The 24,324-nt window shown below is 69.5% G+C and carries 23 protein-coding genes; 18 read left to right on the top strand and 5 right to left on the bottom strand.

Going from position 1 to position 24,324, the window contains the following annotated elements; genetic code table 11:
* Positions 1–11: 11 nt before the first annotated feature.
* Both GH740_RS01825 and GH740_RS01820 read left to right on the top strand, forming a co-directional pair.
* Positions 12–1,595, top strand: a complete 1,584-nt coding sequence (locus GH740_RS01825) for an ABC transporter substrate-binding protein (protein WP_153744379.1) — start codon at positions 12–14, stop codon at positions 1,593–1,595.
* Between the two features lie 108 nt (positions 1,596–1,703).
* Positions 1,704–2,717 carry an aldo/keto reductase family protein gene (locus GH740_RS01820; protein ID WP_153744378.1) on the top strand — a complete coding sequence of 338 codons (1,014 nt, stop codon included), beginning with the start codon at positions 1,704–1,706 and terminating at the stop codon, positions 2,715–2,717.
* A gap of 19 nt (positions 2,718–2,736) precedes the next feature.
* On the opposite strand, the gene GH740_RS01815 is transcribed toward GH740_RS01820, so the two are convergent.
* Positions 2,737–4,362: an NAD(P)/FAD-dependent oxidoreductase gene (locus GH740_RS01815; protein WP_153744377.1), complete on the bottom strand. Its 1,626-nt coding sequence runs from the start codon at positions 4,360–4,362 to the stop codon at positions 2,737–2,739.
* Positions 4,363–4,494: 132 nt separating this feature from the next.
* Between GH740_RS01815 and GH740_RS01810 the strand changes: the two genes are divergently transcribed.
* Positions 4,495–5,301, top strand: a complete 807-nt coding sequence (locus GH740_RS01810) for an SDR family NAD(P)-dependent oxidoreductase (protein ID WP_153744376.1) — start codon at positions 4,495–4,497, stop codon at positions 5,299–5,301.
* Here the strand turns inward: GH740_RS01810 and GH740_RS01805 are convergent.
* From GH740_RS01805 to GH740_RS01790, 4 genes are read right to left on the bottom strand one after another with little or no spacing between them, the layout of a single operon-like run.
* Entirely contained in the window at positions 5,298–5,858 is a 561-nt protein-coding gene (locus GH740_RS01805; protein ID WP_153744375.1) for a MarR family winged helix-turn-helix transcriptional regulator, read from the bottom strand. The genes GH740_RS01810 and GH740_RS01805 overlap by 4 nt on opposite strands.
* Before the next feature lie 46 nt (positions 5,859–5,904).
* Positions 5,905–7,320 carry an amidase family protein gene (locus GH740_RS01800; protein WP_153744374.1) on the bottom strand — a complete coding sequence of 472 codons (1,416 nt, stop codon included), beginning with the start codon at positions 7,318–7,320 and terminating at the stop codon, positions 5,905–5,907.
* Positions 7,317–8,276, bottom strand: coding sequence for an alpha/beta hydrolase (locus GH740_RS01795; RefSeq protein WP_153744373.1), 960 nt, complete (start codon positions 8,274–8,276; stop codon positions 7,317–7,319). The genes GH740_RS01800 and GH740_RS01795 overlap by 4 nt, the downstream gene beginning before the upstream one ends.
* Positions 8,277–8,295: 19 nt before the next feature.
* Positions 8,296–9,285, bottom strand: a complete 990-nt coding sequence (locus GH740_RS01790; protein ID WP_172978251.1) for an ABC transporter substrate-binding protein — start codon at positions 9,283–9,285, stop codon at positions 8,296–8,298.
* 379 nt (positions 9,286–9,664) lie between these two features.
* Here GH740_RS01790 and GH740_RS01785 point away from each other — a divergent pair, with 379 nt between their 5' ends.
* The 15 genes from GH740_RS01785 to GH740_RS01715 all read left to right on the top strand — a co-directional run bounded on the left by GH740_RS01785 (position 9,665) and on the right by GH740_RS01715 (position 24,323).
* Entirely contained in the window at positions 9,665–10,636 is a 972-nt protein-coding gene (locus GH740_RS01785) for an ABC transporter substrate-binding protein (protein ID WP_172978250.1), read from the top strand.
* A gap of 27 nt (positions 10,637–10,663) precedes the next feature.
* The gene (locus tag GH740_RS01780) at positions 10,664–11,533 is read left to right on the top strand and encodes an ABC transporter permease (RefSeq protein WP_367640299.1); all 870 of its coding nucleotides are present in this window, start codon (positions 10,664–10,666) and stop codon (positions 11,531–11,533) included.
* Positions 11,530–12,309 carry an ABC transporter permease gene (locus GH740_RS01775; protein ID WP_153744370.1) on the top strand — a complete coding sequence of 260 codons (780 nt, stop codon included), beginning with the start codon at positions 11,530–11,532 and terminating at the stop codon, positions 12,307–12,309. The genes GH740_RS01780 and GH740_RS01775 overlap by 4 nt, the downstream gene beginning before the upstream one ends.
* Positions 12,299–13,129, top strand: a complete 831-nt coding sequence (locus GH740_RS01770; protein ID WP_367640297.1) for an ABC transporter ATP-binding protein — start codon at positions 12,299–12,301, stop codon at positions 13,127–13,129. Before GH740_RS01775 ends, GH740_RS01770 begins: the two co-directional genes overlap by 11 nt.
* A 254-nt stretch (positions 13,130–13,383) precedes the next feature.
* Positions 13,384–14,478 carry an ABC transporter substrate-binding protein gene (locus GH740_RS01765; RefSeq protein WP_153744369.1) on the top strand — a complete coding sequence of 365 codons (1,095 nt, stop codon included), beginning with the start codon at positions 13,384–13,386 and terminating at the stop codon, positions 14,476–14,478.
* Positions 14,479–14,551: 73 nt separating this feature from the next.
* The gene (locus GH740_RS01760) at positions 14,552–15,391 is read left to right on the top strand and encodes an ABC transporter ATP-binding protein (RefSeq protein WP_153744368.1); all 840 of its coding nucleotides are present in this window, start codon (positions 14,552–14,554) and stop codon (positions 15,389–15,391) included.
* Between the two features lie 13 nt (positions 15,392–15,404).
* Positions 15,405–16,187 carry an ABC transporter permease gene (locus GH740_RS01755; protein ID WP_153744367.1) on the top strand — a complete coding sequence of 261 codons (783 nt, stop codon included), beginning with the start codon at positions 15,405–15,407 and terminating at the stop codon, positions 16,185–16,187.
* Positions 16,184–17,806: an AMP-binding protein gene (locus GH740_RS01750; RefSeq protein WP_153744366.1), complete on the top strand. Its 1,623-nt coding sequence runs from the start codon at positions 16,184–16,186 to the stop codon at positions 17,804–17,806. Before GH740_RS01755 ends, GH740_RS01750 begins: the two co-directional genes overlap by 4 nt.
* A 112-nt stretch (positions 17,807–17,918) precedes the next feature.
* Positions 17,919–19,601, top strand: coding sequence for a thiamine pyrophosphate-binding protein (locus tag GH740_RS01745; RefSeq protein ID WP_367640293.1), 1,683 nt, complete (start codon positions 17,919–17,921; stop codon positions 19,599–19,601).
* 58 nt (positions 19,602–19,659) lie between these two features.
* Positions 19,660–20,478, top strand: a complete 819-nt coding sequence (locus GH740_RS01740; RefSeq protein ID WP_172978249.1) for an IclR family transcriptional regulator — start codon at positions 19,660–19,662, stop codon at positions 20,476–20,478.
* 102 nt (positions 20,479–20,580) lie between these two features.
* A complete protein-coding gene (locus tag GH740_RS01735; protein WP_216644885.1) occupies positions 20,581–21,879 on the top strand; it encodes an aconitase X catalytic domain-containing protein in 1,299 nt (432 codons plus the stop codon).
* The gene (locus GH740_RS01730) at positions 21,876–22,313 is read left to right on the top strand and encodes a DUF126 domain-containing protein (protein WP_153744363.1); all 438 of its coding nucleotides are present in this window, start codon (positions 21,876–21,878) and stop codon (positions 22,311–22,313) included. Before GH740_RS01735 ends, GH740_RS01730 begins: the two co-directional genes overlap by 4 nt.
* A 144-nt stretch (positions 22,314–22,457) precedes the next feature.
* Positions 22,458–22,961 carry a UGSC family (seleno)protein gene (locus tag GH740_RS01725; protein ID WP_153744362.1) on the top strand — a complete coding sequence of 168 codons (504 nt, stop codon included), beginning with the start codon at positions 22,458–22,460 and terminating at the stop codon, positions 22,959–22,961.
* Positions 22,962–22,977: 16 nt separating this feature from the next.
* Complete coding sequence (locus tag GH740_RS01720; RefSeq protein ID WP_153744361.1) at positions 22,978–24,075, top strand: hypothetical protein; 1,098 nt, start codon at positions 22,978–22,980, stop codon at positions 24,073–24,075.
* A complete protein-coding gene (locus tag GH740_RS01715) occupies positions 24,072–24,323 on the top strand; it encodes a hypothetical protein (protein ID WP_153744360.1) in 252 nt (83 codons plus the stop codon). The genes GH740_RS01720 and GH740_RS01715 overlap by 4 nt, the downstream gene beginning before the upstream one ends.
* The last annotated feature ends 1 nt before the right edge of the window (position 24,324 follow it).

The raw sequence follows: 24,324 nt of genomic DNA, 5'->3' as shown, positions 1-24,324 counted from the left end.
AGGAGAACACCATGCACACAGCGCCACCGACAATCCGCGTGCCACGCGCACGGCGGGCCCGACACCTCGCCGGCATCGCCCTGGCCGCAGCGGTCGCCGTCGTCCTCACCGCGTGCGGGACCGCCGGCCCGAGCGAACCGGCGGCAACCGGAGATCCGGTCAAGGGCGGCACGCTCACCCTCGGCGTCGGACTCCAGCTCCTTGACTTCGATCCGTTCAACGGCACCAACCAGAACTACATCGTCACGAAGGCGCTCTACTCGAATCTGATCCGGTACACGCCGGACCTGAAGCCCGAGCCCGACCTGGCAACCGAATGGAAGATCGCCGAGGATCACCGATCGGTGACGGTCACGCTGCGCGAGGCCGGCTTCGCCGACGGCACGCCCGTCACGGCCGGGGATGTCGTCGCCGGCGTGGCGCGGGCGAAGGATCCGAAGATCGCCCTCACGCAGGCCGGTGTGGCGTCGTTCATCGACTCCGCGACGGCAGTGGACGAGCGCACCGTGCGCGTCGACTTCACCGAACCCACCAACGAGGATCGCGTCCTGGACTGGATGTTCTACTTCCCCGTCGTGGAGGCGGCAAAGAACAACCCCGACGCCCTGAAGACCCGGGCGGCCGGCTCGGGTCCCTTCATGGTCAAGTCCTACACCCCGGGCACCGAACTGACCCTGGTGCCGAACCCGAACTACTACGATCCGAAGCAGCCGTATCTGGACGAGGTCGTCTACCGGTTCTTCAGCGACCAGGACGGCATGGTCTCCGCGCTGCAGTCCGGAGACCTCGACGGAACCGTCTGGCAGGAGCTGCGCTACGACGCTCAGCTGAAGGACTCGTTCCAGCTGATCGATGCGTCGCCGTCGGCGGAGACGATGCTCTTCTACGTCAATCCCACGATGGCGCCCTTCGACGACGTCGACTGCCGCCAGGCCGTGATCCGTGCCATCGACCGCGAGAAGGTGCTGCGCAGCATCCAGGGCGAGTCCGGACAGGTCGTCCCGGGGCCCTTCCCGCCCTCTTCCCCCGCGTTCGACGAAGCGCTCTTCAAGAAGGTCGGGTACGACGCCGATGCCGCAGCAAAGGGCATCGCCGCATCCTGCGCGACGACGACGGCTGTGGCGCCCTCGACCCCGTCGACGGGTGTCGCGCAGGGTCTGACGATCATCCAGGCGGATCTGGCCGCCGTCGGCTTCGACCTCAAGCTGGAGAACATGGACCAGGCCACGTTCGCCACGCTGCTGCGTGACGGAAAGGCGCAGGTCGCGATGTTCCCGACGGTGAACCCGTTCCGCAGCGTCGCGAGCCTCGCGACGAACCGCGGATTCAGCGGCGGAGAGAACAACTATTGGTGGTTCGGCAAGGGCGTTCCCGCGGACTACCGCGCGGCGCTGGACGCCGCACGCGACGCGCTCACCCCGGACGAGATCTCGTCGGCCAACGCCGGATTCAGCGCGGCGCTCATCGACAACTCGTGGATGACCGGTCTGTACACGAAGATCGGGCGGTTCGCCCTCAGCGATGCCGTCCAGGGATGGTCGTTCTCGCCCGCCAACCAGCTGGAGCTCGGCGGGGTCTACCTCACGCGCCGCTGACGCATCGGCGTAACGGTGGGTGCCCGGGTGCCACAGCCCGGGCACCCACCGGCATCTGCGCCGATGCAACTCCCCACGGAAAGGATGTGATCGCCCCTCGGCGTTCTCATGGTCACTTATCGATACCTCGGCGATTCCGGACTCAAGGTCTCCGAGATCACTTACGGCAACTGGATCACGCATGGCTCGCAGGTCGGTGACGAGGTCGCCACCCGCACCGTGCATGCGGCGCTCGATGCGGGGATCACCACGTTCGACACCTCCGACAACTATGCGAACGGTCGCGCGGAGGCGGTGCTGGGAGGCGCCTTGGCCGGCCGGCGGCGGGAATCCCTGGAGATCTTCACGAAGGTCTATTTCCCGACCGGTCGCCTCGGGCCCAACGACACCGGCCTGAGCCGGAAACACATCATGGAGTCGATCGCCGGGTCGTTGCGGCGACTGGGCACGGACTACGTGGACCTCTACCAGGCGCACCGGTTCGACTACGGGACGCCGCTGGAGGAGACGATGCAGGCGTTCGCGGACCTCGTCCGGCAGGGAAAAGTGCTCTATGTCGGGGTGTCCGAGTGGACGGCCGAGCAGCTTCGCGAGGGCCATGCGCTGGCGAAGGAGCTCGGCGTCCGGCTCATCTCCAGCCAGACCCAGTACTCGATGCTGTGGCGGGTGATCGAGGGGAGGATCATCCCGACCAGCGCGGAGATCGGCGTCTCCCAGCTCGTCTTCTCGCCGATGGCGCAGGGCGTCCTCAGCGGAAAGTATGTCCCAGGGCGACCTGTCCCGGCGGGGTCTCGCGCTGCGGAGTCCCAGGAGGGCGCGCGGTTCCTGGAGCGGTTCATGGGGGAGCGGACGCTGACGGCCGTGCAGGCGCTGCGACCCGTCGCCGAGCGCGTGGGCCTAACCATGCCGCAGCTGGCCATCGCCTGGGTGCTGCAGAATCCCGGCGTCGCCTCCGCCATCGTGGGCGCCTCACGCCCGGAACAGCTCAGCGACACGGTGAAGGCGTCGGGTGTGACGCTGGACGCCCAGACCCGTCAGGCGATCGACGACATCCTCTCCGGGGTGGTCGTGGACGATCCCGAGCTCACCGAGTCGATGTCGTTCAAGAACCGGCTGGTATAGCCGGGCTCCGCGTCCGCGCTCACGCGGAGAGAACGAACCCGGGATACCCCTGGGCGGCGACCTGCGCTATGCGCTCGCCGTACGCGCCGAAGCCGCCCAGGTACGGCATGAACACGCGCGGCTTGCCGGGGATGTTCGCGTTCGTCATGTACGAGTCCGCCACCGGGTACAGCGTCGCGTGCCCTACCTCGGCGACGTGGTCGACCCAGTCGTCCTGCGCCGCGGGGTCCGCCTCGACCACGCCGATGCCGTGCGCGTCGGCGTGGTCGAGCGCGTCCATGATCCAGTCCACGTGCTGTTCGATCGCGCGCACGACATTCACCACCAGCGACGGGCTCTGCGGGCCGACGACGACGAAGAGGTTCGGGAACCCGGCCGTCTGAAGGCCCAGGTAGGTGCGCGGCCCGTCCGCCCACGCATCCGCCAGGCGCACGCCGTCGCGACCGCGGATCCCGAGCCGGAACAGCGTCCCGGTGAAGGCGTCGAACCCGGTCGCGTACACGATCACGTCGTGCGCGCGCTCGCCGGACTGCGTCCGCACGCCGCCCGGGGTCACCGCGATGATCGGATCCCGCTTCACGTCGACCAGGTGCACGTGCGGCGCGTTGAACGTCGCGTAGTAGTCCGTGTCCAGGCACACGCGGCGCGACCCGAACGGGTACTCCCACGACGCGAGGGCGGACGCCACCTCCTGGTCCTCGACGATCGCGTGCACTTTCTCCTGCAGGAAGTCCACGAGATGGTCGTTGGCGTCGCGGTGCGTGACGATGTCGGAGAACGACACGAGCGCGCAGCCGAAGCTTCCCGCGCGCCAGCACTCCTCGAAGCGGCGGCGGCGCTCCTGGTCGCTCGCCGCGAGCGCGGGATCGGTGTGCCCCACGACGAGCGTGCCGCTGCGCGATCCGCGCTCCTGCGCCCGGTGCTGCGCGTACTGCGCCTTGTGCGCGACGACCTCGTCCGGTTCGAGCGGACGGTTCATCGCCGGCATCGTGTACGCGGGAGTGCGCTGGTAGACGGTGACTTCGGCCGCGGTCTCGGCGATCAGCGGGATGGACTGGATGCCGGAGGATCCCGTGCCGATCACGCCCACGCGCTTGCCGCGGAAGTCGGGTTCGTCGTGCGGCCAGCTGTTCGTGTAGTAGCTCTCGCCGGCGAAGTCGGCGAGCCCGTCGATCTCGGGCTCCTTCGGCGTCGACAGGCATCCGACCGCGGTGACCACCCACGTCGCCCGGACCGTGTCGCCCCGATCGGTGGACACCTCCCAGCACCGGGCCGCGTCATCCCACACCACCGACGTCACGCGGGTGTCGAACGAGATGTGCCGGTACAGGTCGAAGCGCTGTGCGACATGGCGGATGTACCGCAGGATCTCGGGCTGCCCCGCGAACCGCTCCGTCCACTCCCACTCCTGCTGCAGGTCGTCCGAGAACGAATACGAGTACTGGAGGCTGTCCACGTCGCACCGGGCGCCGGGGTAGCGGTTGTAGAACCACGTGCCGCCGACATCCGGGGCCTTCTCGAACACGCGGAACCGGCGTCCCGACGCCGCCAGCCGATAGGTCGCGTACAGCCCGCCGAATCCGGCGCCGATCACGACGACGTCGAGCGGGGACTGGGGGTCGGCGGAGCCGTCGGGTGCAGACATGCTTCTCCTTCGAAGACGCGGAACACGCGCATCGGGCGGTGCCATTGCGAGCATAGAGCGGTAATGTTGATATATCAACATTAGTTTCCACGGCGCGCACCGCGTCGCGGAAGAGCGTCGAGGAGGACGCACATGCCGTATCCGGAGCTTCGCAGCAGAGTCGCCATCGTCACCGGCGCGGCCGGTGGGATCGGATCCGCGGTCGTCAGACGCCTGGCCGCCGAGGGCATGCGGGTGCTCGCGGTCGACCGCGCCGCGGATGCCGTCGCGCGCGTCGCCCGCGAGACGGACCCGTCGGGCGAGAACGTCCACGCCTTCGCCGCCGACACTACGAACGAGACCGAGGTCGCCGCCTACGTCGCCGAGGCGCTCGCGCGCTTCGGGACGATTGACGCCTTCTTCAACAACGCCGGCATCGTGGGGACGATGACGCCGCTCGTGGACCTGTCGGAGGAGGAGTTCCGGCGCGTGATCGACGTGAACCTCGTCGGCTCGTTCCTCGGCCTCAAGCACGTGCTGCCGGTGCTGTACGCGAAGGGTCGCGGCGCCGTCGTGAACACCTCGTCGATCGCGGGCCTGGAGTCCACGCTCGGCACCGCCGCGTACGACAGCTCCAAGCACGGCGTGGCGGGCCTGACCAAGGTCGCCGCCCTCGAATCGTCGGCCCGCGGCGTCCGCGTCAACTCGATCCATCCCGGTCCGGTGGACACCGGGATGATGACGGAGATCCGCCGGCAGCGCAACCCCGCCGACCCCGACGCGGACGGGCGCCGCATGGCCGCCGCCATTCCGCTGGGCCGTCCCGCGGAGGCCGACGAGATCTCGAACCTCGTCACGTTCCTGCTGTCGGACGAGGCCGGCTACATCACCGGCGCCACCTACCGCATCGACGGCGGGATGGGGGCCGCGGCGCGCCTCGCCGTGATCCCGCGCTCCTAGCCCTGCGCGTCCGGGCCGGGGCCTGTGCCGCCGACGATCATGCCGTCGTCGAAAGCGCGCAGGCCCTGCCCGTTCGCGACCATCCGCACCAGCGCGGCCCGCAGCTGCGCCACCTCCTGCTCGGTGAACCCGTCGAGCAGGAGCTGTTCGCGTGTGCCCGCGACCGGCTTGACCGCGTCGAACAGCGCCGCACCGGCCCCGGTCAGGTACAGGCGGCGCGCCCGCCCGGCCGCCTCCTGCACGATCAGACCCTTCTCCAGCAGCGTCGCTATGCTGCGCGAGACGATGGCCTTGTTGACGCCGAGGTCGCGCCCGGCCCGGGCGGCGGTCGCGCCGGGGATGTTGCTGAGCTCGCCGAGGATGCGCCACTCGTTCACGCCGATCCCGAAGCGGGCGCGGTAGATGCGCGATCCGCCCCACAGCAGCATCCCGTTCAGCAGCGTGACCAGCGCGGGGATGTGCTCCTCCGGCGGGAAGCGGGTGGGCAGCGGCTCGCGGACCACCGCCGTCGGATCCCCCAAGGGGTGCGTGCGCGGATCAGGCGCGGGTCGGACCATGCCCGTCACGCTATCGGGGAAACCGCCGGAGGGTGGATGCCACCTGTCACACCGCGAGCGGCGGCACCCGGTATCCACCGGTCGCCGTCTCGAGCAGTTCCGCGACGGCCAGCGCCGTCAGATCCTCCAGATACGGGCCGATCACCTGCACCCCGACGGGCAGTCCGTCCGGGGTCAGGCCCACCGGAACCGTCGTCGAGGGAAGGCCGACCACCCCCGACGGCGCGTTCCACGCGTGAGCCAAGTCGCGGTGCGACACGTCGCGGTCGCCCACTCGCAGCGACAGCTCGCCGATGCCGCCGCCGTCGTCGTGCGGGAACGCCGGCACGCTCATCACCGGGCAGATGAGCACGTCGTACTCGGCGAACCAGGCCCGCCACGCAGCCCGCAGCTGCGCGACGCGCTCGCGGTTGCGCAACCACCGCAGGTGGCTGTCCGCCGCGCTTCCGACGGCGGATGCATCGCGCGAGGGCAGGATCGCCGCCGCTATCAGCTCCGCGCACACCGCGCGGCTCGCGTCGATGTCCACGGCCGGGCGCAGCGTGGTGACGCGGGGTCCCGCCGCCGCCAGCGCCGCTGCCGCCTGGTCGACGAGCAGCCGGACGTCGTCGTCGAGCACCGTGCCCGGGGTGTCGTCGAGCCACACGCCGACTCGCCACTCGCGCGGGTCGCGGTGGCGCGCGGCGGGGAGCTCCACCCGCCACGCCGGGGCATCGTGCGGGTCGGGTCCTGCCAGAGCCAGCAGGATAAGCCGCAGGTCCGCGACGCTGCGGGCCATCGGGCCCAGCACGTTCAGGTCGGTGCCGGTGGTGCCGCCGCCGATGTGGTCGATGTACCCGCGCTGCGGGACCAGGCCGACGCTCGGGCGGTGCCCGCCGATGCCGCAGAAGTGGGAGGGGATGCGGATGGAGCCGCCCAGGTCGCTGCCGATGTCGAATCCGGACAGGCCCGCGGCGACGGCCGCGGCGGCACCGCCGGACGAGCCACCGGACGTGCGCGCGGGATCCCACGGGTTGCTCGTCGTGCCGAACAGGTCGTTGCGGGTCTGGATGTTGCTCGACCACTGGGGCAGGTTCGACTTGCCGAGCAGAACAGCGCCGGCATCGCGGAGCCGGCCGATGGCGGGTGCGTCCTCGGCCGGGACGTTCTCGCGCAGCGCCACGGAACCGGCGGTCGTGCGCACGCCGGCGGTGGCAATGGCGTCCTTCACCGTGAACGGGATGCCCAGCAGAGGTGAGTGCTCTCCGCCGTCGCGACGGCGGGCGTCGGCGGTGTCCGCGGCGCGCCGGGCGCCGTCGACGTCCACGGTGACCACGGCGTTCAGTTGCGGGTTCAGGCGGTCGATCCGCTCCAGGTACACGTCCACCAGGTCCCGTGCGGTGATCTGTCCGGCGCGCAGCGCCGCCGACTGCTCCGCCACGGATGCCGTCGCCCACGACGTCGTCGCAGTGTGCTCGCTCACGGTGTGTGTCCTTCCTGTCCCGCGTCGTCAAGAGGCCGGCCGGCGAGCAGTGCGGTGATCTGCTCGCCGATGAAGGCCAGGGCCCGGGCGCTGCCGGGCAGGTTCGGCATCCCGAGGAAGCCGTGCATCTGTCCCGCGAAGCGCCGGTGCGCCACCGGCACGCCGGCGGCCCGCAGCACGGCGACGTACGCCTCGCCCTCGTCGACGAGGACGTCGTGTTCGGCGGTCAGCACTATCGCCGGGGCGAGGCCGCGGTGGTCGGCGGCGTGCAGCGGCGCCGCGTCGGGATGCCGGCGTGCGGCCTCGTCGGGGACGTACTGGTCCCAGAACCACCGCATCGCGGCGGCATCCAGCATCAGCTGGTTCTGCGGATCCCGGTAGCTCGGCCGATGGAAATCAGCGTCCACCACCGGATAGATCAGGACCTGGGCTGCCAGCTCGATCCCGGCGGCCTTCGCTCGCAGCGCGAGCGCGGCGGCAAGGTTGCCGCCGGCGCTGTCGCCGGCGACGATGAGACGCCGGCCCGGCCGCGCCTGGCGGACGGCCAGCAGCGCCCGCCATGCGTCGTCGACCGCGGCCGGATACGGATGCTCGGGGGCGAGCCGGTAGTCGACGACCACGACCTCGCAGTCGCAGCCGACGGCCAGCCGACGTGCGGTTCCTTCGAACCCGGTCAGCTCGCCGAGCACCCACCCGCCGCCGTGCAGGTAGACCAGCACGGCGGGGGCCGGCGCGCCCTGGGCCCGGCGGGGAAGCAGCCAGCGCAGCGTGATCCGGCCGCCGTCGACACGGGTGGTCGTGTCGACCACCCGTGCGACGGCAGGACCGGGCGGATCGCTGAGCTGGCGGGCGGTCATCCCCGCCCGCGCGGGCGCCGCGCCCACCTCGTGCACTCGGGGGGCGGTCAGGCTCCCCGAGCGCTCGAGGTGGTCACGCGTCGCGCGATCCAGCGGCATGTCTGTCAGCGGCCCTGTGTCAGGGCTTCTTCCAGATGTCGTTCTGGTAGTCGGGCTCGGTCTTGAGCAGCCCGTACTTCACGGCCGCCGCGGCGAGCGGCTTCAGGCCGGCCGGCGTCAGCGTCGCCTCGTACCCGTTCATGTGGATCGCCGCCAGGACCTTGGCATCCATCGGGGTGACCGCCGGCACCTTGTTGCGGACCTCGTCCAGGTGCTCGTTGGCGTACTTGTTGGACGCCTCGATGGCCTGCCGCAGGTTCTCGTACAGCGCGGGGTCCTTGTCCGCCTTGTCCGTGTTGACGAACCAGACGCCGAAGATGAACTTGTCGTTCGGCGAGAGCGCCTGGTGCGTGTTCACGAGCGTCTTGTAGCCCTGGCTCTTCGCTATCGTCCCGAACGGCTCACCGGCCAGGAACGCGTCGATGTCGCCGGACTTCAGGGCCGGCACCATGTCGCCGAAGCCGAGCTCGACGAACTTCACCTTGCTGGAGTCGCCGCCGCCGGCGTCCACGGCGTTGCGCGCGAGGGCGTCGGACAGGTTGCCGAGCGTGTTCACGGCGACCTTCTTGCCCTCCAGATCCTTCACCGACGTGACGCTGCCGTCATCGCGGATCACGAGGTCGTTCGTGCCGGTCGCCTCGTTGCCGTTGCTGGCCGCCGACACGTTCAGCAGGCTCAGCGGAAGGCCCCGCTCCATCGCCTGGAACACCGAGATCGAGTTGCTGTAGCCGAGCTGATACTGTCCGCTGACCACGGCCGGCACAATGGCCGCGCCGCCCTGCGCGTAGTTGTAGTTCAGCTTCATGTTGTGCTTGGAGAAGAACCCCTGCTCCTCGCCGACCATGAGCAGTGCCGTCTCGATGACCGGCAGCGTGCCGACCTCGATCGTGATGGTCTCGGCCGGGCCTTTCGTGTCACCGGGGGATGCCTCGCCGGCGCAGCCGGCCAGGGCCAGGGCCGCCGCCGTCGCGATGACGACGGCCGTTCCACGGGCGGTACGACTTCTCATGAGTGCCTCCGAACTTCGTTGTTGGGGAAAAGGGAAATGCGCACGCGTCCACCGTTCGAGCCGGCCGCAGCCGGTCGAGGTGACGGGTGCGCCCAGCCGACCATGTCCGTCAATGCCCCGGTCAGCGGCATTTCGACTGGTGAAAAGGGTCGCCAGGGCGTTTGTTATTCCTTTCACTGTGTGAAAAGCGATGTTGCCGCGTGGGCGACGCTCACAATCCTTGGGGACAGCGCACCTCCCGCGCGCGACGCTGTCGTCCACCCGGGCGGGGAGAGCGCGGTCTGGGTGCGGCCTCTGGGGCGTCTCCGGGCGGCAGAACACAGCATTCACCACCCTTGCAACGGAGGAAGACGTGACATCAACTCGACTGAGGCGCCCCGTGGCGCTGGCGTCCATCGCACTGGTCGCGGCGGCAACGCTCGCCGGCTGCGCCGCCGACGGCGGCACCAACCCGGACTCCACCGCGGGCCCCGGCGCGCTCACCGCCATCAAGATCGGCTCGATCCCGGTCACCGACGCCGCAGTCGTGGTGCTCGGCGACAAGCAGGGATTCTTCAAAGATGAAGGGCTCACCGTCGAGTTCGGCAACCCGGCCGCCGGCGGCTCGTCCGTCGTCGCCGCGGTGATCGCCGGCGAGTACGAGGTCGGCTACAGCGCGACGCTGTCGGTCTTCCAGGCCGTCGCCGGCGGCAACGACCTCACGATGATCGCCCCGGCGTCGGGATCGTTCGACGATCCCGCGAAGGGCACGAATGACCTGATCACCTCGCCCGACCTCGGCCTGAAGAGCGCGAAGGACCTGGAGGGCAAGCAGGTCGCGGTCAACGCGGCCGGCGGGTTCGCGGAGATGCTCGGCAAGAACGCCGTCATCCAGGCCGGCGGCGACCCGGCCAAGGTGCAGTGGGTCCAGCTCGGGTTCCCCGACCAGCTTCCCGCGCTGCAGTCCGGGCGCATCCAGGGCTTCGTGGCCGGCGAGCCGTTCGGCACCCTGGCCCGCGAGGACGGCGAGGTGACGCTGACCAACACGCTCTACGACGTGTCGCCGAAGGAATGGCTGCTGGGCACGTGGTTCGCCAGCCGCGCCGCCGCGGAGAAGAACCCGCAGCTGTTCGAGAAGATCCAGCGCGCGATCAACAACTCGCTGAAGTACTCGGTCGAGCACGAGGACCAGCTGCGCAAGATCATCCCGGACTTCGCCGGCATCGATCCGAAGATCGCCGACTCGATCCGGCTCAGCAACTACGCGACGCCGCTCACGCTGGACACGCTCCAGCCGATGGCGACCGCGGCGGTGCGCACGGGCCTGCTGGCCAAGGAGCCGGACCTGCCGTCGCTGATCTGGAAGCCGTGACATCGGCGGATTCGAGAGGAGCGGTGAGTGGTCGACGTGAGTGAGACCTCGACATCCAACGCTGCTCGTGTCACCGCGGGCGCAGGGGCACAGAGCCCCCTGCGCCCGCGGGTGAGCGCGTGGCGGCGTCGCCAGCGGATGGTGCTCGGCATCGTCGGCATCGTCGGCCTGCTGGTGGTCTGGGAGGCGACGGCGCGACTGGGCCTGGTCGACGCGCGGTACCTGCCGCCGCCCACCGAGGTGGCCGGCGAGTTCGTGCATCAGCTCGGCTCGGTGTCCTTCTGGACCGCTCTGGGGCTGACGATGCGGACATGGGTGATCGGCCTGGCCATTGTGACGGTCGCCGGCGTCGTGTTCGGGTTCGTGATCGGGCTGAGCCCGTTCCTGCGCCGCTATACGACATCCACCATCGAGTTCCTGCGGCCGATCCCGTCCGTGGCGCTGATTCCGCTCGCGGTGCTGGTGTTCGGCGTACGGGTGGAGTCGGCGCTGCTGCTGATCGTGTACGCCTGCTTCTGGCAGATGCTGATCCAGATGCTGTACGGCGTGCGTGACGTGGATCCGGTCGCCGTCGACACCGCCCGCACGTTCGGGCTCGGCTGGTTCGCCCGACTGCGGTACGTGGTGTGGCCGTCGGCGCTGCCGTATCTGATGACGGGGCTGCGGCTGTCCGCGACGATAGCGCTCGTGCTGGCCATCACGGCCGAGCTGGTGATCGGCGTCCCGGGCCTGGGCACCTCGATCACGCTCGCGCAGAACGGTGCACGGGTGACCACGGTGTACGCGCTGACGGTCGCCACCGGACTCATCGGGCTCATCATCAACATGCTCATGCGGGCGGCGGAGACCCGGATCCTGTCCTGGCACTCGTCCGTGAGAGGGGAGGCGATCGTATGAAGCGCATGGGTTCCGTGCTGCTGTCCACGCTCGCGCTGCCGGTGATCCTGATCGCCATCTGGTTCGCCGCGACCCGGCAGGAGACCAGTGTCTTCGTGCCCGAGCCGCTGAGTCTCGTCAAGACGTTCGGCGACGTCTGGGTCGGGCCGGCGTTCACGGAGCAGGTCGTGCCGTCCCTCATCCGGCTCGCGTTGGGTCTGGGTGGGGCGATAGTGGTCGGCATCGCCCTGGGCCTGGCCGTGGGCTCCAGCCGCGTGCTGCGCGATCTACTGGAGCCGGTGCTGGAGTTCTTCCGGGCGCTGCCCGCGCCGGTGCTCATCCCGGTGCTGATGCTGCTGATCGGCATCGGCGACGAGATGAAGGTCACCGTCATCATCATCGGCTGCATGTGGCCGATCCTGCTCAACACCGTCGACGGCGTGCGCGCCACGGATTCCGTACTCACCGAGACCGCCCGCAGTTATGGGTTCACGGGGATGTCGCGGTTCCGGTATCTGGTGCTGCCGGGTGCGATGCCCCGGATCATGACCGGAGTGCGGCAGGCGCTGTCGATAGCGATCATCCTCGTGGTGATCTCGGAGATGTTCGCTGCGGTGTCGGGACTGGGCTATCAGATCGTGGTGTTCCAGCGCACGTTCAAGATCCCCGAGATGTGGTCGGGCATCGTGCTGCTGGCGATCATCGGTCTGGTGCTCGCATTCCTGTTCGCGCAGGTGGAGAAAGTCGTACTGCGCTGGTATCGAGGCCAGCGAGAAGTGGAGAACCGTGGTGCCTGACACGACGAGCACCGAAGCGCCGCTGCTGTCGGTGGAACACGTCCGCAAGGTCTACACGACCGACGGCAACGCCGTGGAGGCGGTGCGGGATCTGACGTTCGAGCTGGCCCGCGGAGAGTTCGTGTGCCTGGTCGGACCATCCGGGTGCGGAAAGACGACGCTGCTCAAATGCATCGCCGGCCTTCTCACGCCGACCTCCGGCCGCGTGACACTGGACGGGAAGGCCGTCTCCGGGCCGCCGAAGAAAATGGCGGTGGTGTTCCAGGAGTACGGGCGGTCCCTGTTCCCGTGGATGCGCGTGTACGAGAACGTCGAGGTGCCGCTGAAGAACGCGGGCGTGCCGAAGGCCGAGCGCGCGCGCCTGGTCGCCGAGGCACTGGATGCCGTCGGACTCGCGCATGTGCCGCGGTCGTACCCCTGGCAGCTGTCCGGCGGAATGCAGCAGCGTGTCGCGATAGCGCGCGCCATCGCGTACCAGCCGGAGATCCTGCTGATGGACGAGCCGTTCGCCGCCGTCGATGCGCAGACGCGTGCCGACCTGGAGGACCTCGTGCGCCAGGTGTGGCGACGACTGGGCATCACCGTCCTGTTCGTCACCCACGACATCGACGAGTCGGTGTATCTCGCGCAGCGCGTGATCATGCTGTCCGCGTCGCCGACCGTGGTGCAGAAGGACCTCGCGATCGATCTGCCGGACGAGCGCGACCAACTGGAGACAAGGTCGATGCCGCGGTTCATCGAACTGCGCCACGACGTGTACGAGCAGATCCAGCGGGCCAAGCGCGGTGCCGGCGCCGCCGAGGACGCGGCCGTGGCCTGAGACGCCGACCGCCCCCGCCGCCAGACGGCGTCCCACCTTCGGGTGGGGCGCCGTCTGCGTGTTTCCGGCGGGCGGTCGATGACGTCGTTCCGGTATCGTCGGGACAACTGGTTTCCGGCCATCGAAAAAGGTGAACACGGGATGTTGGCGGCCGCGCACGATCGAATGACATCGCTGCCGTCTTTTCACTCCCCGGGTGGATCGGCGGGCCCCGCGATTGCGATGACGCAAGAAAGACCGCAAAGGAGCGAGCAATGAGGCCAGAGAATTCGACACCGTGGCAGCCACGGCGCACACGCATCGCCCGTCGGATCGCGGTGATCGCCGCGGCCGGAGCGCTCGCGCTCACCGGATGCGCCGCCGGCGGCAACACCGGCGGAGACGGTGGGAAGACCGGCTCCGCGAACGAGCCGCTGAAGGCGGTGACCATCACGACGTTCCTCCCGCTGGAGTCGCTGACGTTCACGCCCGAGATGGTCGCCTCCGCCGGAGGCTTCTTCGAGAAGCACGGCCTGGACGTCACCGTCCAGCCGGTGCAGGGCGCCCCCGCCGCGGTGCAGTCCGTGCTCGGCGGCGCCGCGCTCACCACCCGGGTGAGCAGCATCGACATCCAGCCGGCGATGGACCAGGGCCAGAAGGTCAAGGGCATCGGCACGATGTCGTACGGCACCACGCTGCGCCTGGTGTCGGTGGACAAGAAGCCGCTGCGCACCGCCGCGGACCTCAAGGGCGCCACGATCGGCATGGGCTCGACCGGCGGCACCAGCGAGCGCACGCTCGATCTGACGCTGGACAGCGCGGGCATCCCCCGCGAGTCCGTCAAGCGCGAGGTCGTCCCGGTCAGCGCCGCGACGCTGGAACTCGTCCGCCAGGGCAAGCTCGACGGCTACATCGTGAGCATGGACACCGCGGCCGCGATCAAGGAGCAGAACAAGGACGCCGTCATCGGCGGCACCGACCTGCTGAGCGCGCCCGACATGCAGGTGTGGATCGCCATGGACGACTCCATCAAGGACAAGACCAAGGCCGATGAGCTCAAGCGTGTGATGGCGGCGGTGCACGACGCCATCGCGTTCGTTCGCGACGATGCGAAGAACGGCTACAAGAACGTCCTCGACATCATGAAGAAGAAGTGGTCGTTCCCGTCCATCGAGGGTGACAAGCCGATCGCGCCGAGCGTCCTGGACGAGTACATCGCCCACGGATGGGTCAACTCGAGCGGCGAGATCCTCACGAACGCCGATGACACCTGGAAGAAGGCGTACCAGCTGTACACGTCCAGCGGTCTTGTCACGGGGAAGAACGACCCCATGACCTGGCTGACGAACGATTTCATCCCCGCCAACTGAGTCGGGTGCCGGCACCGCGCCTCGGGACCCCCGGGGCGCGGTGCCGGCAACGAACACCAGAAGGACAGTGAGCATGAACCAGATCCAAGGGGACATCGTGGATGCCTCAGCCCCGATAGCGAACAGCACCCCCACCGTTCGCGTCAAAATCGAGAATCTCTGCAAGGACTTCCGCACCAGCAAGGGCGTGACCAACGCCGTCCAGAACGTGAGCCTGGACATCCAGCGCGGCGAATTCGTCACGCTCGTAGGCCGCTCCGGCTGCGGCAAGACCACGCTGCTGCGCATGATCGGGGGCCTGCTTGCCCCCACCAGCGGCACCGTGCACGTCGACGGCAAGGAGCTGTGGCGCAACGGTCGCGTAGACAGCGCCGCCATCGCCCGGCTGGGCTTCGTGTTCCAGGACAGCAACCTGCTGCCGTGGTTCACCGTGATCGACAACATCGCGCTGCCGCTGAAGCTGCGCGGCGTGTCGAAGGCCGAGCGCCGCGAACGGGCGACGACCCTGGCGGGCCTGGTGGGCCTGGCCGGGTTCGAGCACTCCTACCCGCGTCAGCTCTCCGGCGGCATGCGCCAGCGCGTGGCGATCGCGCGGGCGCTCAGCACCGAGCCCGACCTCCTGCTCATGGACGAGCCGTTCGGGGCGCTGGACGCCCTCACCCGCGAGCGCATGAACCTCGAGCTGCAGCGCATCGTCGGCGAGACCGAGTCGACCGTCGTCTTCGTCACGCACGACATCCCGGAGGCCGTGTTCCTCGGCGACCGCATCGTGCACATGACCCCTCGCCCGGGACGGGTCCACCAGACAGTGTCGGTGGACATCCCGAAGCCGCGCGAGGTGATCGTGCAGACCGGGCAGGAATTCAACGAGATAGTGCGGGACCTGCGCACAGCGCTGGACCAGGACGGATGAGAGAAGCAGACAGATGAACCGCACAAAAGCACTTCCGTGGATCGTCGCCCCGGCGACCATCATCGTCATCCTTATCGTCTGGCAGGCCTGGGTCACGCTGATGGACGTGAACCCGTTCATCATGCCGAGCCCGATCGCACTCGGGAAGGAGTTCGGCGTACTGCTGACCGAACCGAACACCTGGGCGCAGACCCTGATCACCGTCAGCGAGGTCCTGATGGGCTTCGTGATCGGCGTGGTCTCGGGCCTGGCCGTGGGTATCGTGCTCGGCAAGGTAGCGTGGCTGGAGACCAGCATGCGACCGCTGATCATCATCGCGCAGGTCGCCCCGAAGGTCGCCTTCATCCCCCTGTTCGTGATCTGGTTCGGGTTCGGGATGACCTCGAAGGTCGTGCTGGCCGCGATCCTCGCGTTCTTCCCGGTGATGCTGAACGCGCTGCTGGGAGTGAGGTCCGTCGCCCTCGGCCAGCGCGAGCTCATGCAGAGCCTGAACGCGACGCGGATGCAGACCTTCGGTCAGCTCGAGCTGCGCAGCGTCCTGCCGTACCTCTTCGCCGGCATGGAGGTCGCCATCGTGCTCGCCACCACCGGCGCCATCGTCGGGGAGTTCCTCGGCGGCAGCTCCGGCCTCGGCGCCATGGTGGTCAGCGCGATGAGCTCGCTGAACGCGGCCAGGACGTTCGCGCTGATCCTGCTGCTGTCGTTGATCGGCCTGATCCTGTACGTCATCGTCAACGAGTCCAAGCGCCTGTTCATCCCGTGGCACGAGTCGGTGTACGCGTTGCAGGAAGCATGAGACCGGTGTTCGACGGCGGCTTCTCGGACGTCTGGCAGGGGATCGCCCGCGTCGCCCCCGACCGGGAGGCGCTGGCGACCCCGTCGGGCCACCGCTGGACGTACGGCCGGTTCGCGCGCGAAGCGCGCGGGCTCGGCGCGTACCTGACCGAGCAGGGGCTGCGACCGGGGGACCGGGTCGGCATCGTGCTGTACAACCGGCCCGAGTTCCTCGTCACGATGTTCGCGTGCCTCGCGTACGGGTTCACGCCGGTGCCGATGAACTTCCGCTACCGCAGCATCGAGCTGGCCGGGCTGCTGATGGACTCCGAGCCGCGGGCGCTCGTGTACACACGGTCGTTCCGGCCCCTCGTCGACGACGCCGTGGAGATTGCGCACAGCGCCACGGCCCTCATCGAGGTCGCCGACGAGGGCGTCGCCTCACCCGCGGCGGTCGGGTGGGACGATGCCGTCGCGGGTGATGGGACGATGCCCGAGCGCGCGCCCGCCGACGGCGAGATGTGGATCTACACCGGCGGGACGACCGGTCGCCCCAAGGCCGTGCGCTGGCGCGTCGTGGACATGTTCCGCTCGAAGCTGTTCAGCATCTACGACATGAACGGGCTCGAGCAGCCCGCGGACGTCGATGAGGCCGTCGCCGCGGCGGTGCGGTATCAGCGCACCCAGCTGGTGAATCTGCCGCTGGCGCCGTTCATGCACGGCACCGCCCTGTCGCTGGCGATCAACGCCCTCGCCGTGGGCGGGCTCGTGCTCATCACGTCGTCGCCGCGGTTCGACCCGGAGGCCGCGGTCCGACTGGCGATCCGTGAGGACGCCACGCAGATCGTCGTCGCCGGCGACGCGGTGGCGATCCCGCTCGTGGACGCCGCCGAGCGGATGAACGCGGCGCTGCCGCTGCTGACCAGCGTGGTCAGCTCCGGGATGCGCTTCAGCGCCCCCACGAAGCGGCGGCTGCACCGCCTGGGTGACCTCGTGATCCAGGACATCATCGCGTCTTCCGAGGGGGGCGGATTCGCCGTGACCGTCACCCGCAGCGCCGACGAGGTGCCCGGACGCGCACGGCTCTACCCGGACGCCGTCGTGATCGACGAGACCGGCAGGCCCGTCGCCGACGAGCCCGGCACCCGCGGCATGCTCGCCCGCGCCGGGGCCATCCCGCTCGGGTACTTCCGGGACGAGGAGAAGACCGCGGCGGCGTTCCCCACGATCGGCGGCGTGCGCTACGTGATGCCGGGCGACTGGGTCATCGTCGAGGACGACCGGCACGTCGAATTCCTCGGCCGCGGCAGCGCGGTCATCAACACCGGCGGCGAGAAGGTGTATCCCGACGAGGTGGAGGATGCGCTGCTCTCGCACCCCGCGGTCCAGGACGCGATAGTGGTGGGAGTGCCCGACGAGCGGTTCGGTGAGATCGTCGCCGCCCTCGTCGTGCTCCGCGACGGGCAGGAGGCCACCCAGGCAGACCTCGCCGGTTACGTCGGCGAGCGGATAGCGGCGTACAAGAAGCCGCGGGCCGTGGTGTTCCGCGCGAGCATCCCCCGCGGGGTCAGCGGCAAGGTCGACATGGCGCGGCTGCGCGCCGAGGTCGCCGACGAACTGCAGCAGGACGCGCACGCTTGATCGGACGGTGCGGACGCGGATTCTTCCGGTGAGCGAAAAAGACATGCGGGCCCGGTGACGCTGTCAGTAGCGTTGCCGGAACCGCGACACGGGAGTTGTGGAGGAGCGCACGATGAGCATGATGCCGGTATCCGTGGCGATCGGCCGGGCCTTGGCCGCGTTGGGGGTGGGCCACGTGTTCGGCGTGGTCGGCAGCGGGAATTTCCACCTGACGAACGCCATGATCGACGCGGGGGTGCCGTTCACGGCATCCCGTCACGAAATGGGCGCGACCGTGATGGCCGATGCCTTCACCCGCACGTCGGGCCGCGTGTCCGCCGTGTCCCTGCACCAGGGATGCGGGCTCAGCAACGCGCTGACCGGCATTGCGGAGGCCGCCAAGTGCCACACGCCGATCCTCGTGATCACCGGCGACACGGCAGCCGGCGATGAGAACTCCAACTTCCAGGTCGACCAGGACGCCGCGGTGGCCGCGATGGGCGCGACCCCGATGCGGGTGTACTCGCCGGAGACGGCGGTGGCCGACGCGGCCCGCGCGCTGGCCCGCGCGGTGACCGAGCGGGAGACCGTCGTGCTCTCGGTGCCCGTCGACATCCAGGACCACTTCGTCGAGTTCGACGAGTCGACGCTCGAGCGCCCGCAGCCGCTGCGCTCCGGCCCCGCGCCGCACGCGCTCGCCGAGCTCGTGCGCGTGCTCGACGGCGCTCGCCGGCCCGTCATCGTGGGCGGCCGCGGCGCCGTGCACGCGAAGGACGAGCTGGTGCGGCTCGCGGAGACCGTCGGCGCGCTCCTGGTCACCTCGGCGGGTGCCCGCGGGCTGTTCGCCGACCAGGACTGGGCGCTGGACATCATGGGCGGCTTCTCGACCGAGGGTGCCGCCGAGCTCATCGCCACCGCCGACGTGATCGTCGGCTTCGGGGCGTCGCTGAACAAGTGGACCGCCCGCGACGGCGCGCTGGTGCGCGCGGCGACCGTCGTGCACGTCGACGACCGCTCGGCGGCGATCGGCAAGCACCGCCCCGTGGACCTCGCCGTGATCGGGGATGCCGCCATCGTGGCCGCGCAGGCCGCCGAGGCACTCGAGAAGCGGGGCCCCGCCCGCGGATACCGCACCCCCGACGTGCGTCGCCGGGTCGCGGCGGCGCGGTACTGGCGCGACCAGCCGTTCGAGGCGCTCCGCGAGACCGGCTGCGTGGATCCGCGGTCGCTGACGAATCTTCTGGACGAGATGCTGCCGCTGGAGCGGGTCGTGATCCCCGACGGCGGGAACGTGAACTGCTACCCCGCGGCGCACCTGCGGGTGCCCGACGAGCGGGGCTTCTGCTTCCCGCTGGCGTTCCAGGCGATCGGGATGGGGCTTGCCGCCGGCATCGGCGCCGGCATCGCCCAGCCCGACCGGATGGCGGTGGTCGGCACCGGCGACGGCGCGTTCATGATGTCGCTGGCAGAGCTGGACACCGCCGTGCGCGAGCGCCTGGGCATGGTCGTCATCGTCTACAACGACTCGGCCTACGGGGCCGAGGTGAACCTGTTCCAGCCGTACACCGACGACCTGGACATCGTCCGCTTCCCGGACACCGACATCGCGCGGATAGCCCGCGGGTTCGGCGCCGAGGGCATCACGGTGCGCAGCATGGACGATGTCGCGGCGGTGCAGAGCTGGATCGACGGCCCTCGCGACCGGCCCCTGGTCATCGACGCGAAGGTCGCGACTTTCCCGTCGTGGCTGATGGCGCAGCGCTACGTGCTGACCGAGGACACGTCCAGCGAGGATCTGGTCAGCGAGATCGTATGAGCTCGCTCCCTTCGTCATACGGGGGGAGGAGGCGAAGGGTGGCGAATAGAATATGTTCATGAGCGAGGTCGCCGACGACCGCGCGGACGATTCGACGGAAGAACGCGGTCTTCCCAAGTCCATGGTGGATCGGACGCTGCTGATCCTCGGGACGTTCCAGAACCGGCAGCGCCGGCAGACGCTGTCGGAGATCAGCCGGTCCACGGGGCTGCCGATCGCGACGTGCTACCGCATCGTGCAGCGCCTCACCGAGTGGGGGGCGCTGGAGAAGGGCGAGGACGGGCGCTACTACATAGGCCTGCGCCTCTGGGAGGTCGCCGCCCTCGCGCCGCAGCCGTCGCGGCTGCAGCGCGTGGCGCGCTCGTTCATGCAGGACCTGTTCGAGGCCACCGGCCACGCCACGCATCTCGCGATCCGGGACGGGCTCGAGCTGGTCTCCGTCGAGCGGTTCCACGGTGGGCGACGTCCCGTGCCCCGGCCCATCGTCGGCGGACGCTACCCGATGCACGCCACCGCGATCGGCCACGTGCTGCTGGCGTACGCGCCGTTCAAGGTGCGCGAAGAGGTCCTCAAGGGCCCGTTCGAGCGCTTCACGAGTCGGAGCCTGACCACGCGCGCCGACATCGAGGGCGTCATCGAGCGGGTCCGCCACGTCGGCTACGCCATCTGCGACCGGCACGTCGACGAGCTGCACTGCAGCGTCGCCGCGCCGATCTACGGACAGAGCGGCGCCGTCGTGGCCGCGCTGTCGGTCGCCTTCACGGACCGGGATGTCAATCCGCTCACCCAGGTGGACCTCGTCCGGGTCACGGCACGGCGGATCTCGCTGCTGCTGAAATCCACCGGCCGCCCGCAGGACCCGTTCTCGACCCGCTGAGTTTCCGTGGAATGAAAAGCCATCGCGCGCGCGGGCCGCGCGATGGGAGGCTTTATCGTGGACGCGTCCTTCCACGAGCCGTGGGCGGCGTGACGCGCAAGGGTGAGTGCACAGATGTTCCTGACCGATGAAGAGAAGAGCATGCACGCCGGCGACGAGGGCGATGCCGTCGCCGCCGCGATGGACCTCCTGATTCGCTACGGCGAGGCGCTCGGCGCGGAACGGCTGTGCGAGACGCGCAACGTCGCGGGCACCATGACGCAGCCCTCCCCGGCGAAGGCGAAGCTGTTCGCGGAAGGCGGCTGGGCCAAGTCCTACGCCGTGATCAACCTCGACTGCGACGACGACATCGAGATCCCGCGGATGAAGGTCCCCACCTGCCAGCTGCAGCACGGCTTCGGCGAAGAGATCGCGACGCTGTCGGCCTACCCCACGAAGAACATCGAGCTGCAGGGCGACGCCGAGTCGTTCTTCAGCGAGCGCGGCGTGAACGTGCTGGCCACCTGCACGCCGTACCAGGTGGGCAACCTGCCGGTGCGCGGCGAGCACTGCGCGTGGATGGAGTCCTCCGCGGTCGTCTACTGCAACTCCGTGCTCGGTGCGCGCACGAACTGCGAGGGCGCGGCATCCACCGGCGCCGCCAGCCTCACCGGGAAGATCCCCTACTGGGGCAACCACGTCCCCGAGAACCGGTACGCGAACCGGCTGGTGCGCGCGGAGACACCCATCCAGTCCATGCAGGACTGGGGCATGCTCGGCTACTTCGTCGGCGAAGCTGTGCAGGAGGAGCGCCCGGCCGTCGTCGGGTCGCTCGGCCAGCCGATCATCGACGAGCTCAAGCACTTCGGCGCGGCGACCGCCACCTCCGGCGGCGTCGAGATCTACCACATCCCCGGCCTCACCCCGGAGGCGCCGACCCTGGAGGCCGCGTTCGGCGGTGCGCGGATTCCCGAGGCGATCACGTACGGGCCCGCCGAGCGCCGGCGGGTGTACGAGGAGCTGAACTCGCAGGGCACGTCCGACGACGTCGACTTCATCCTGCTCGGGTGCCCGCACGCGTCGCTCACGCAACTGGCCGACATCGCCCGGCTCCTGGACGGCAAGAAGCTCAACAGCGGCACCGAACTGTGGATCATGACGCCGCGCGCGTTGCGCTCGGTCGCCGACCGCAACGGGTACACCGAGGTGATCGAGAAGGCCGGCGGGCACCTGCTCACCGACTCGTGCCCGGCGATGTCGCGCACGGCCCCGGCGGGCACGCGGGTGTTCGCGACGGACTCCGCCAAACAGGCGCACTACCTGCCGGCGATCCTCGGCATCGAGGCCTGGTTCGGCACCCTCGACGAGTGCATCTCGGCCGCGGTGACCGGTCGCTGGCGCGGCGAGCTGGCGGCGGCATGAGCGCCGTGATGCACGGCCGCGGCATCGTGCCGGGCGTCGTCGAGGCCGAAGCCCTCGTGACGGACGAGGGCATCTCCGGCTGGGGCGGCATCGACTCCTCCAACGGCACCATCGTCGAGCGCCGGCATCAGCTGGTGGGGCAGTGCTTCACCGGCAAGGTGCTCGTGTTCCCGAGCGCGAAGGGCTCGTCCGGCTGGTCCGGCCACTTCCAGGCCACCCGACTGATGGGCACGGCGCCCGCCGCGATGGTGATCAGCGTGATGACCACGAAGGCCGCCCTCGGCGCCATCGTCACCCGTGTGCCGACCGTGATCGCCGCCTCGCCCGACCCCGTGCACACCATCCGCACCGGCGACATCGTGCGGGTGGACGGAGACGCCGGCACCGTCACCATCGTCGCGCGCGCCGCGCAGGCCGACCCGGCCGCCTCCTGACACGCCCGGGATCCCCGCCGTCTTTCGCACGCCGAAAATCCGGGTGTGCCGAACGGGTCCCACTGCCAGTCTGAGAGGGCACAAATGACTTTGAGACGAGGAGGTCTTTCGATGGTACGAGAATTGGTACTGGATCCCACGGGCATGTCCGAGGACTCCGCTGACGCGACGCTGTCGAGGCGTACCGCGTCCCTGCGGGGACTGACGGTGGGGCTGCTGGACAACACGAAGCCCAACACGACCGACCTGCTGCAGGCCATCGGCGACGAGCTGCAGCGCACGTACGGGGCGGCCGGCTCCCGGCTGTACACGAAGGACTACTTCGGCACTCCGGCCAAGCCCGAGCTGCGTGACAAGATCGTGGCCGAGGTGGATGTCCTGATCACCGGCGTGGGCGACTGCGGGTCGTGCAGCGCCGCGACGGTGGCCGACGGCATCCAGTTCGAGCGCGCCGGCATCCCGACCGTCGCCATCACGTCGGACTCGTTCTACGCGTCCGGCCGTGCGATGGCGCAGGTGCAGGGCTTCCCCGGCTTCGACTTCTACGCCGTCCAGCACCCGTTCGCGAGCCTGGACGCCGACGAAGTCCGCGAGCGCGCCATGACGGCGCTGCCCGACGTGCTGCGCATTCTGGGAGTGGAGGGCTGAGATGGATGCTGCGACCTTGACCCGTGACCTGTCGGTGGATGCCGACGTCGTCGCCGAGGCGATGGAGTCCTATTACGACCGCGGCTGGACCGATGGGCTTCCCGTCGTCCCCGTGACCGAGTCGTCGCTGGCGGCGTTCCTTGCCGCGACCGAGCGCGACCCGGAGGATGTGCTGTTCCACATCCCGCACCTGAACCGTTCGATGACGGTGCGCCTGGCGGCCATCAACGCCGCGATGGCCGGCTGCAAGCCGGAGTACTTCCCCGTGGTCGTCGCCGCGTGGGAGGCCATCGCGAAGGAGCCGCACCCGCACCGCGGCATCTGGCAGTCCACGACCGGGACGGCCCCGTTCCTCGTCGTGAACGGGCCGATCCGCAACCAGATCGAGCTGAACAGCCAGGGCAACATCTACGGCTCCGGCTTCCGTGCGAACGCGACGATCGGACGCGCCATCCGGCTCGGCTGCATCAACGTGTTCGGGCTGCACCCGCACGCCCTCGACCAGGCCACGCAGGGCACCCCCGCGAAGTACTCCGCGTGCATCGGCGAGAACGAGGAGCAGAGCCCGTGGCCGCCGTTCCATGTGGACAACGGCTTCGAGGCGTCCGACAACGTGGTCACCGCGTACGTGATCCGGTCGGTCATGCACATCGAGGCCCGTCACACGATGGTGCCGGAGCAGCTGATCGAGGACTTCGCCGACAGCATCCGTCGTACCGGGGGCCTGATCCACGAGTACACGAGCGCGCTGCTGGTGCTCGTGCCCGAGCACGCGGACCTGTTCGCGGACGCCGGGTGGAGCAAGGACGACGTGCGCAACGCCGTGTTCGAGCGGGTCGTGCGCACGCGGGCTGAGCTGGCCGCATCCGGCAAGGACGCTGTCTCGCACAAGACCCGCTGGCGTCTGCCCTCCGACCACCCGGACTCGATGCCCGACTCGGCCGCCGGGTCGGCCACCCCGGACACCGTGCACCTGATGAGCCACCCGACGTCCGTGCAGGTCATGGTCGCCGGCGCCAACAACGCGGGTGTGTCGTCCGTGGTCGAGGTGTTCACGCTCAACCCGCCGCGGGCCATCCCGTACTCGACCGCGAAGATCGGCGGGACAGCATGACCGGGACGGCGGACGCCGCGGCCATCGACGCGGCGCTCGCAGACTTCCGCACGATGATGCGCGCGGACGGCTACGTCCTGGGATGGGAGCCCTCCGGGCCTGACGCGATCGTCGTGAAGATCGACGCGACCGAGGGAGCGTGCGCGGACTGTCTGGTCCCGCCGCCCGTGATGCAGGCCATCATGGCGTCGGCGCTGGAGAGCACCGCGGTCACCGTGGAACGCGTCATCCTGCCCGCCGAGCACTGAA

The sequence above is a fragment of the Microbacterium sp. SYP-A9085 genome, from assembly GCF_009649635.1.
Lineage (GTDB): Bacteria > Actinomycetota > Actinomycetes > Actinomycetales > Microbacteriaceae > Microbacterium.
The sequence above is the reverse complement of the archived record's forward strand: the minus strand, read 5'-3'. Positions and strand labels throughout refer to the sequence as shown.

Excerpts from the sequence above, each read along its gene's own strand:
- GH740_RS01825 (WP_153744379.1), top strand. The coding sequence starts at position 12 with ATGCACACAGCGCCACCGACAATCCGCGTGCCACGCGCACGGCGGGCC.
- GH740_RS01820 (WP_153744378.1), top strand. The coding sequence starts at position 1,704 with ATGGTCACTTATCGATACCTCGGCGATTCCGGACTCAAGGTCTCCGAG.
- GH740_RS01815 (WP_153744377.1), bottom strand. The coding sequence starts at position 4,362 with ATGTCTGCACCCGACGGCTCCGCCGACCCCCAGTCCCCGCTCGACGTC.
- GH740_RS01810 (WP_153744376.1), top strand. The coding sequence starts at position 4,495 with ATGCCGTATCCGGAGCTTCGCAGCAGAGTCGCCATCGTCACCGGCGCG.
- GH740_RS01805 (WP_153744375.1), bottom strand. The coding sequence starts at position 5,858 with ATGGTCCGACCCGCGCCTGATCCGCGCACGCACCCCTTGGGGGATCCG.
- GH740_RS01795 (WP_153744373.1), bottom strand. The coding sequence starts at position 8,276 with ATGCCGCTGGATCGCGCGACGCGTGACCACCTCGAGCGCTCGGGGAGC.
- GH740_RS01790 (WP_172978251.1), bottom strand. The coding sequence starts at position 9,285 with ATGAGAAGTCGTACCGCCCGTGGAACGGCCGTCGTCATCGCGACGGCG.
- GH740_RS01775 (WP_153744370.1), top strand. The coding sequence starts at position 11,530 with ATGAAGCGCATGGGTTCCGTGCTGCTGTCCACGCTCGCGCTGCCGGTG.
- GH740_RS01765 (WP_153744369.1), top strand. The coding sequence starts at position 13,384 with ATGAGGCCAGAGAATTCGACACCGTGGCAGCCACGGCGCACACGCATC.
- GH740_RS01760 (WP_153744368.1), top strand. The coding sequence starts at position 14,552 with ATGAACCAGATCCAAGGGGACATCGTGGATGCCTCAGCCCCGATAGCG.
- GH740_RS01755 (WP_153744367.1), top strand. The coding sequence starts at position 15,405 with ATGAACCGCACAAAAGCACTTCCGTGGATCGTCGCCCCGGCGACCATC.
- GH740_RS01750 (WP_153744366.1), top strand. The coding sequence starts at position 16,184 with ATGAGACCGGTGTTCGACGGCGGCTTCTCGGACGTCTGGCAGGGGATC.
- GH740_RS01745 (WP_367640293.1), top strand. The coding sequence starts at position 17,919 with ATGAGCATGATGCCGGTATCCGTGGCGATCGGCCGGGCCTTGGCCGCG.
- GH740_RS01740 (WP_172978249.1), top strand. The coding sequence starts at position 19,660 with ATGAGCGAGGTCGCCGACGACCGCGCGGACGATTCGACGGAAGAACGC.
- GH740_RS01730 (WP_153744363.1), top strand. The coding sequence starts at position 21,876 with ATGAGCGCCGTGATGCACGGCCGCGGCATCGTGCCGGGCGTCGTCGAG.
- GH740_RS01725 (WP_153744362.1), top strand. The coding sequence starts at position 22,458 with ATGTCCGAGGACTCCGCTGACGCGACGCTGTCGAGGCGTACCGCGTCC.
- GH740_RS01715 (WP_153744360.1), top strand. The coding sequence starts at position 24,072 with ATGACCGGGACGGCGGACGCCGCGGCCATCGACGCGGCGCTCGCAGAC.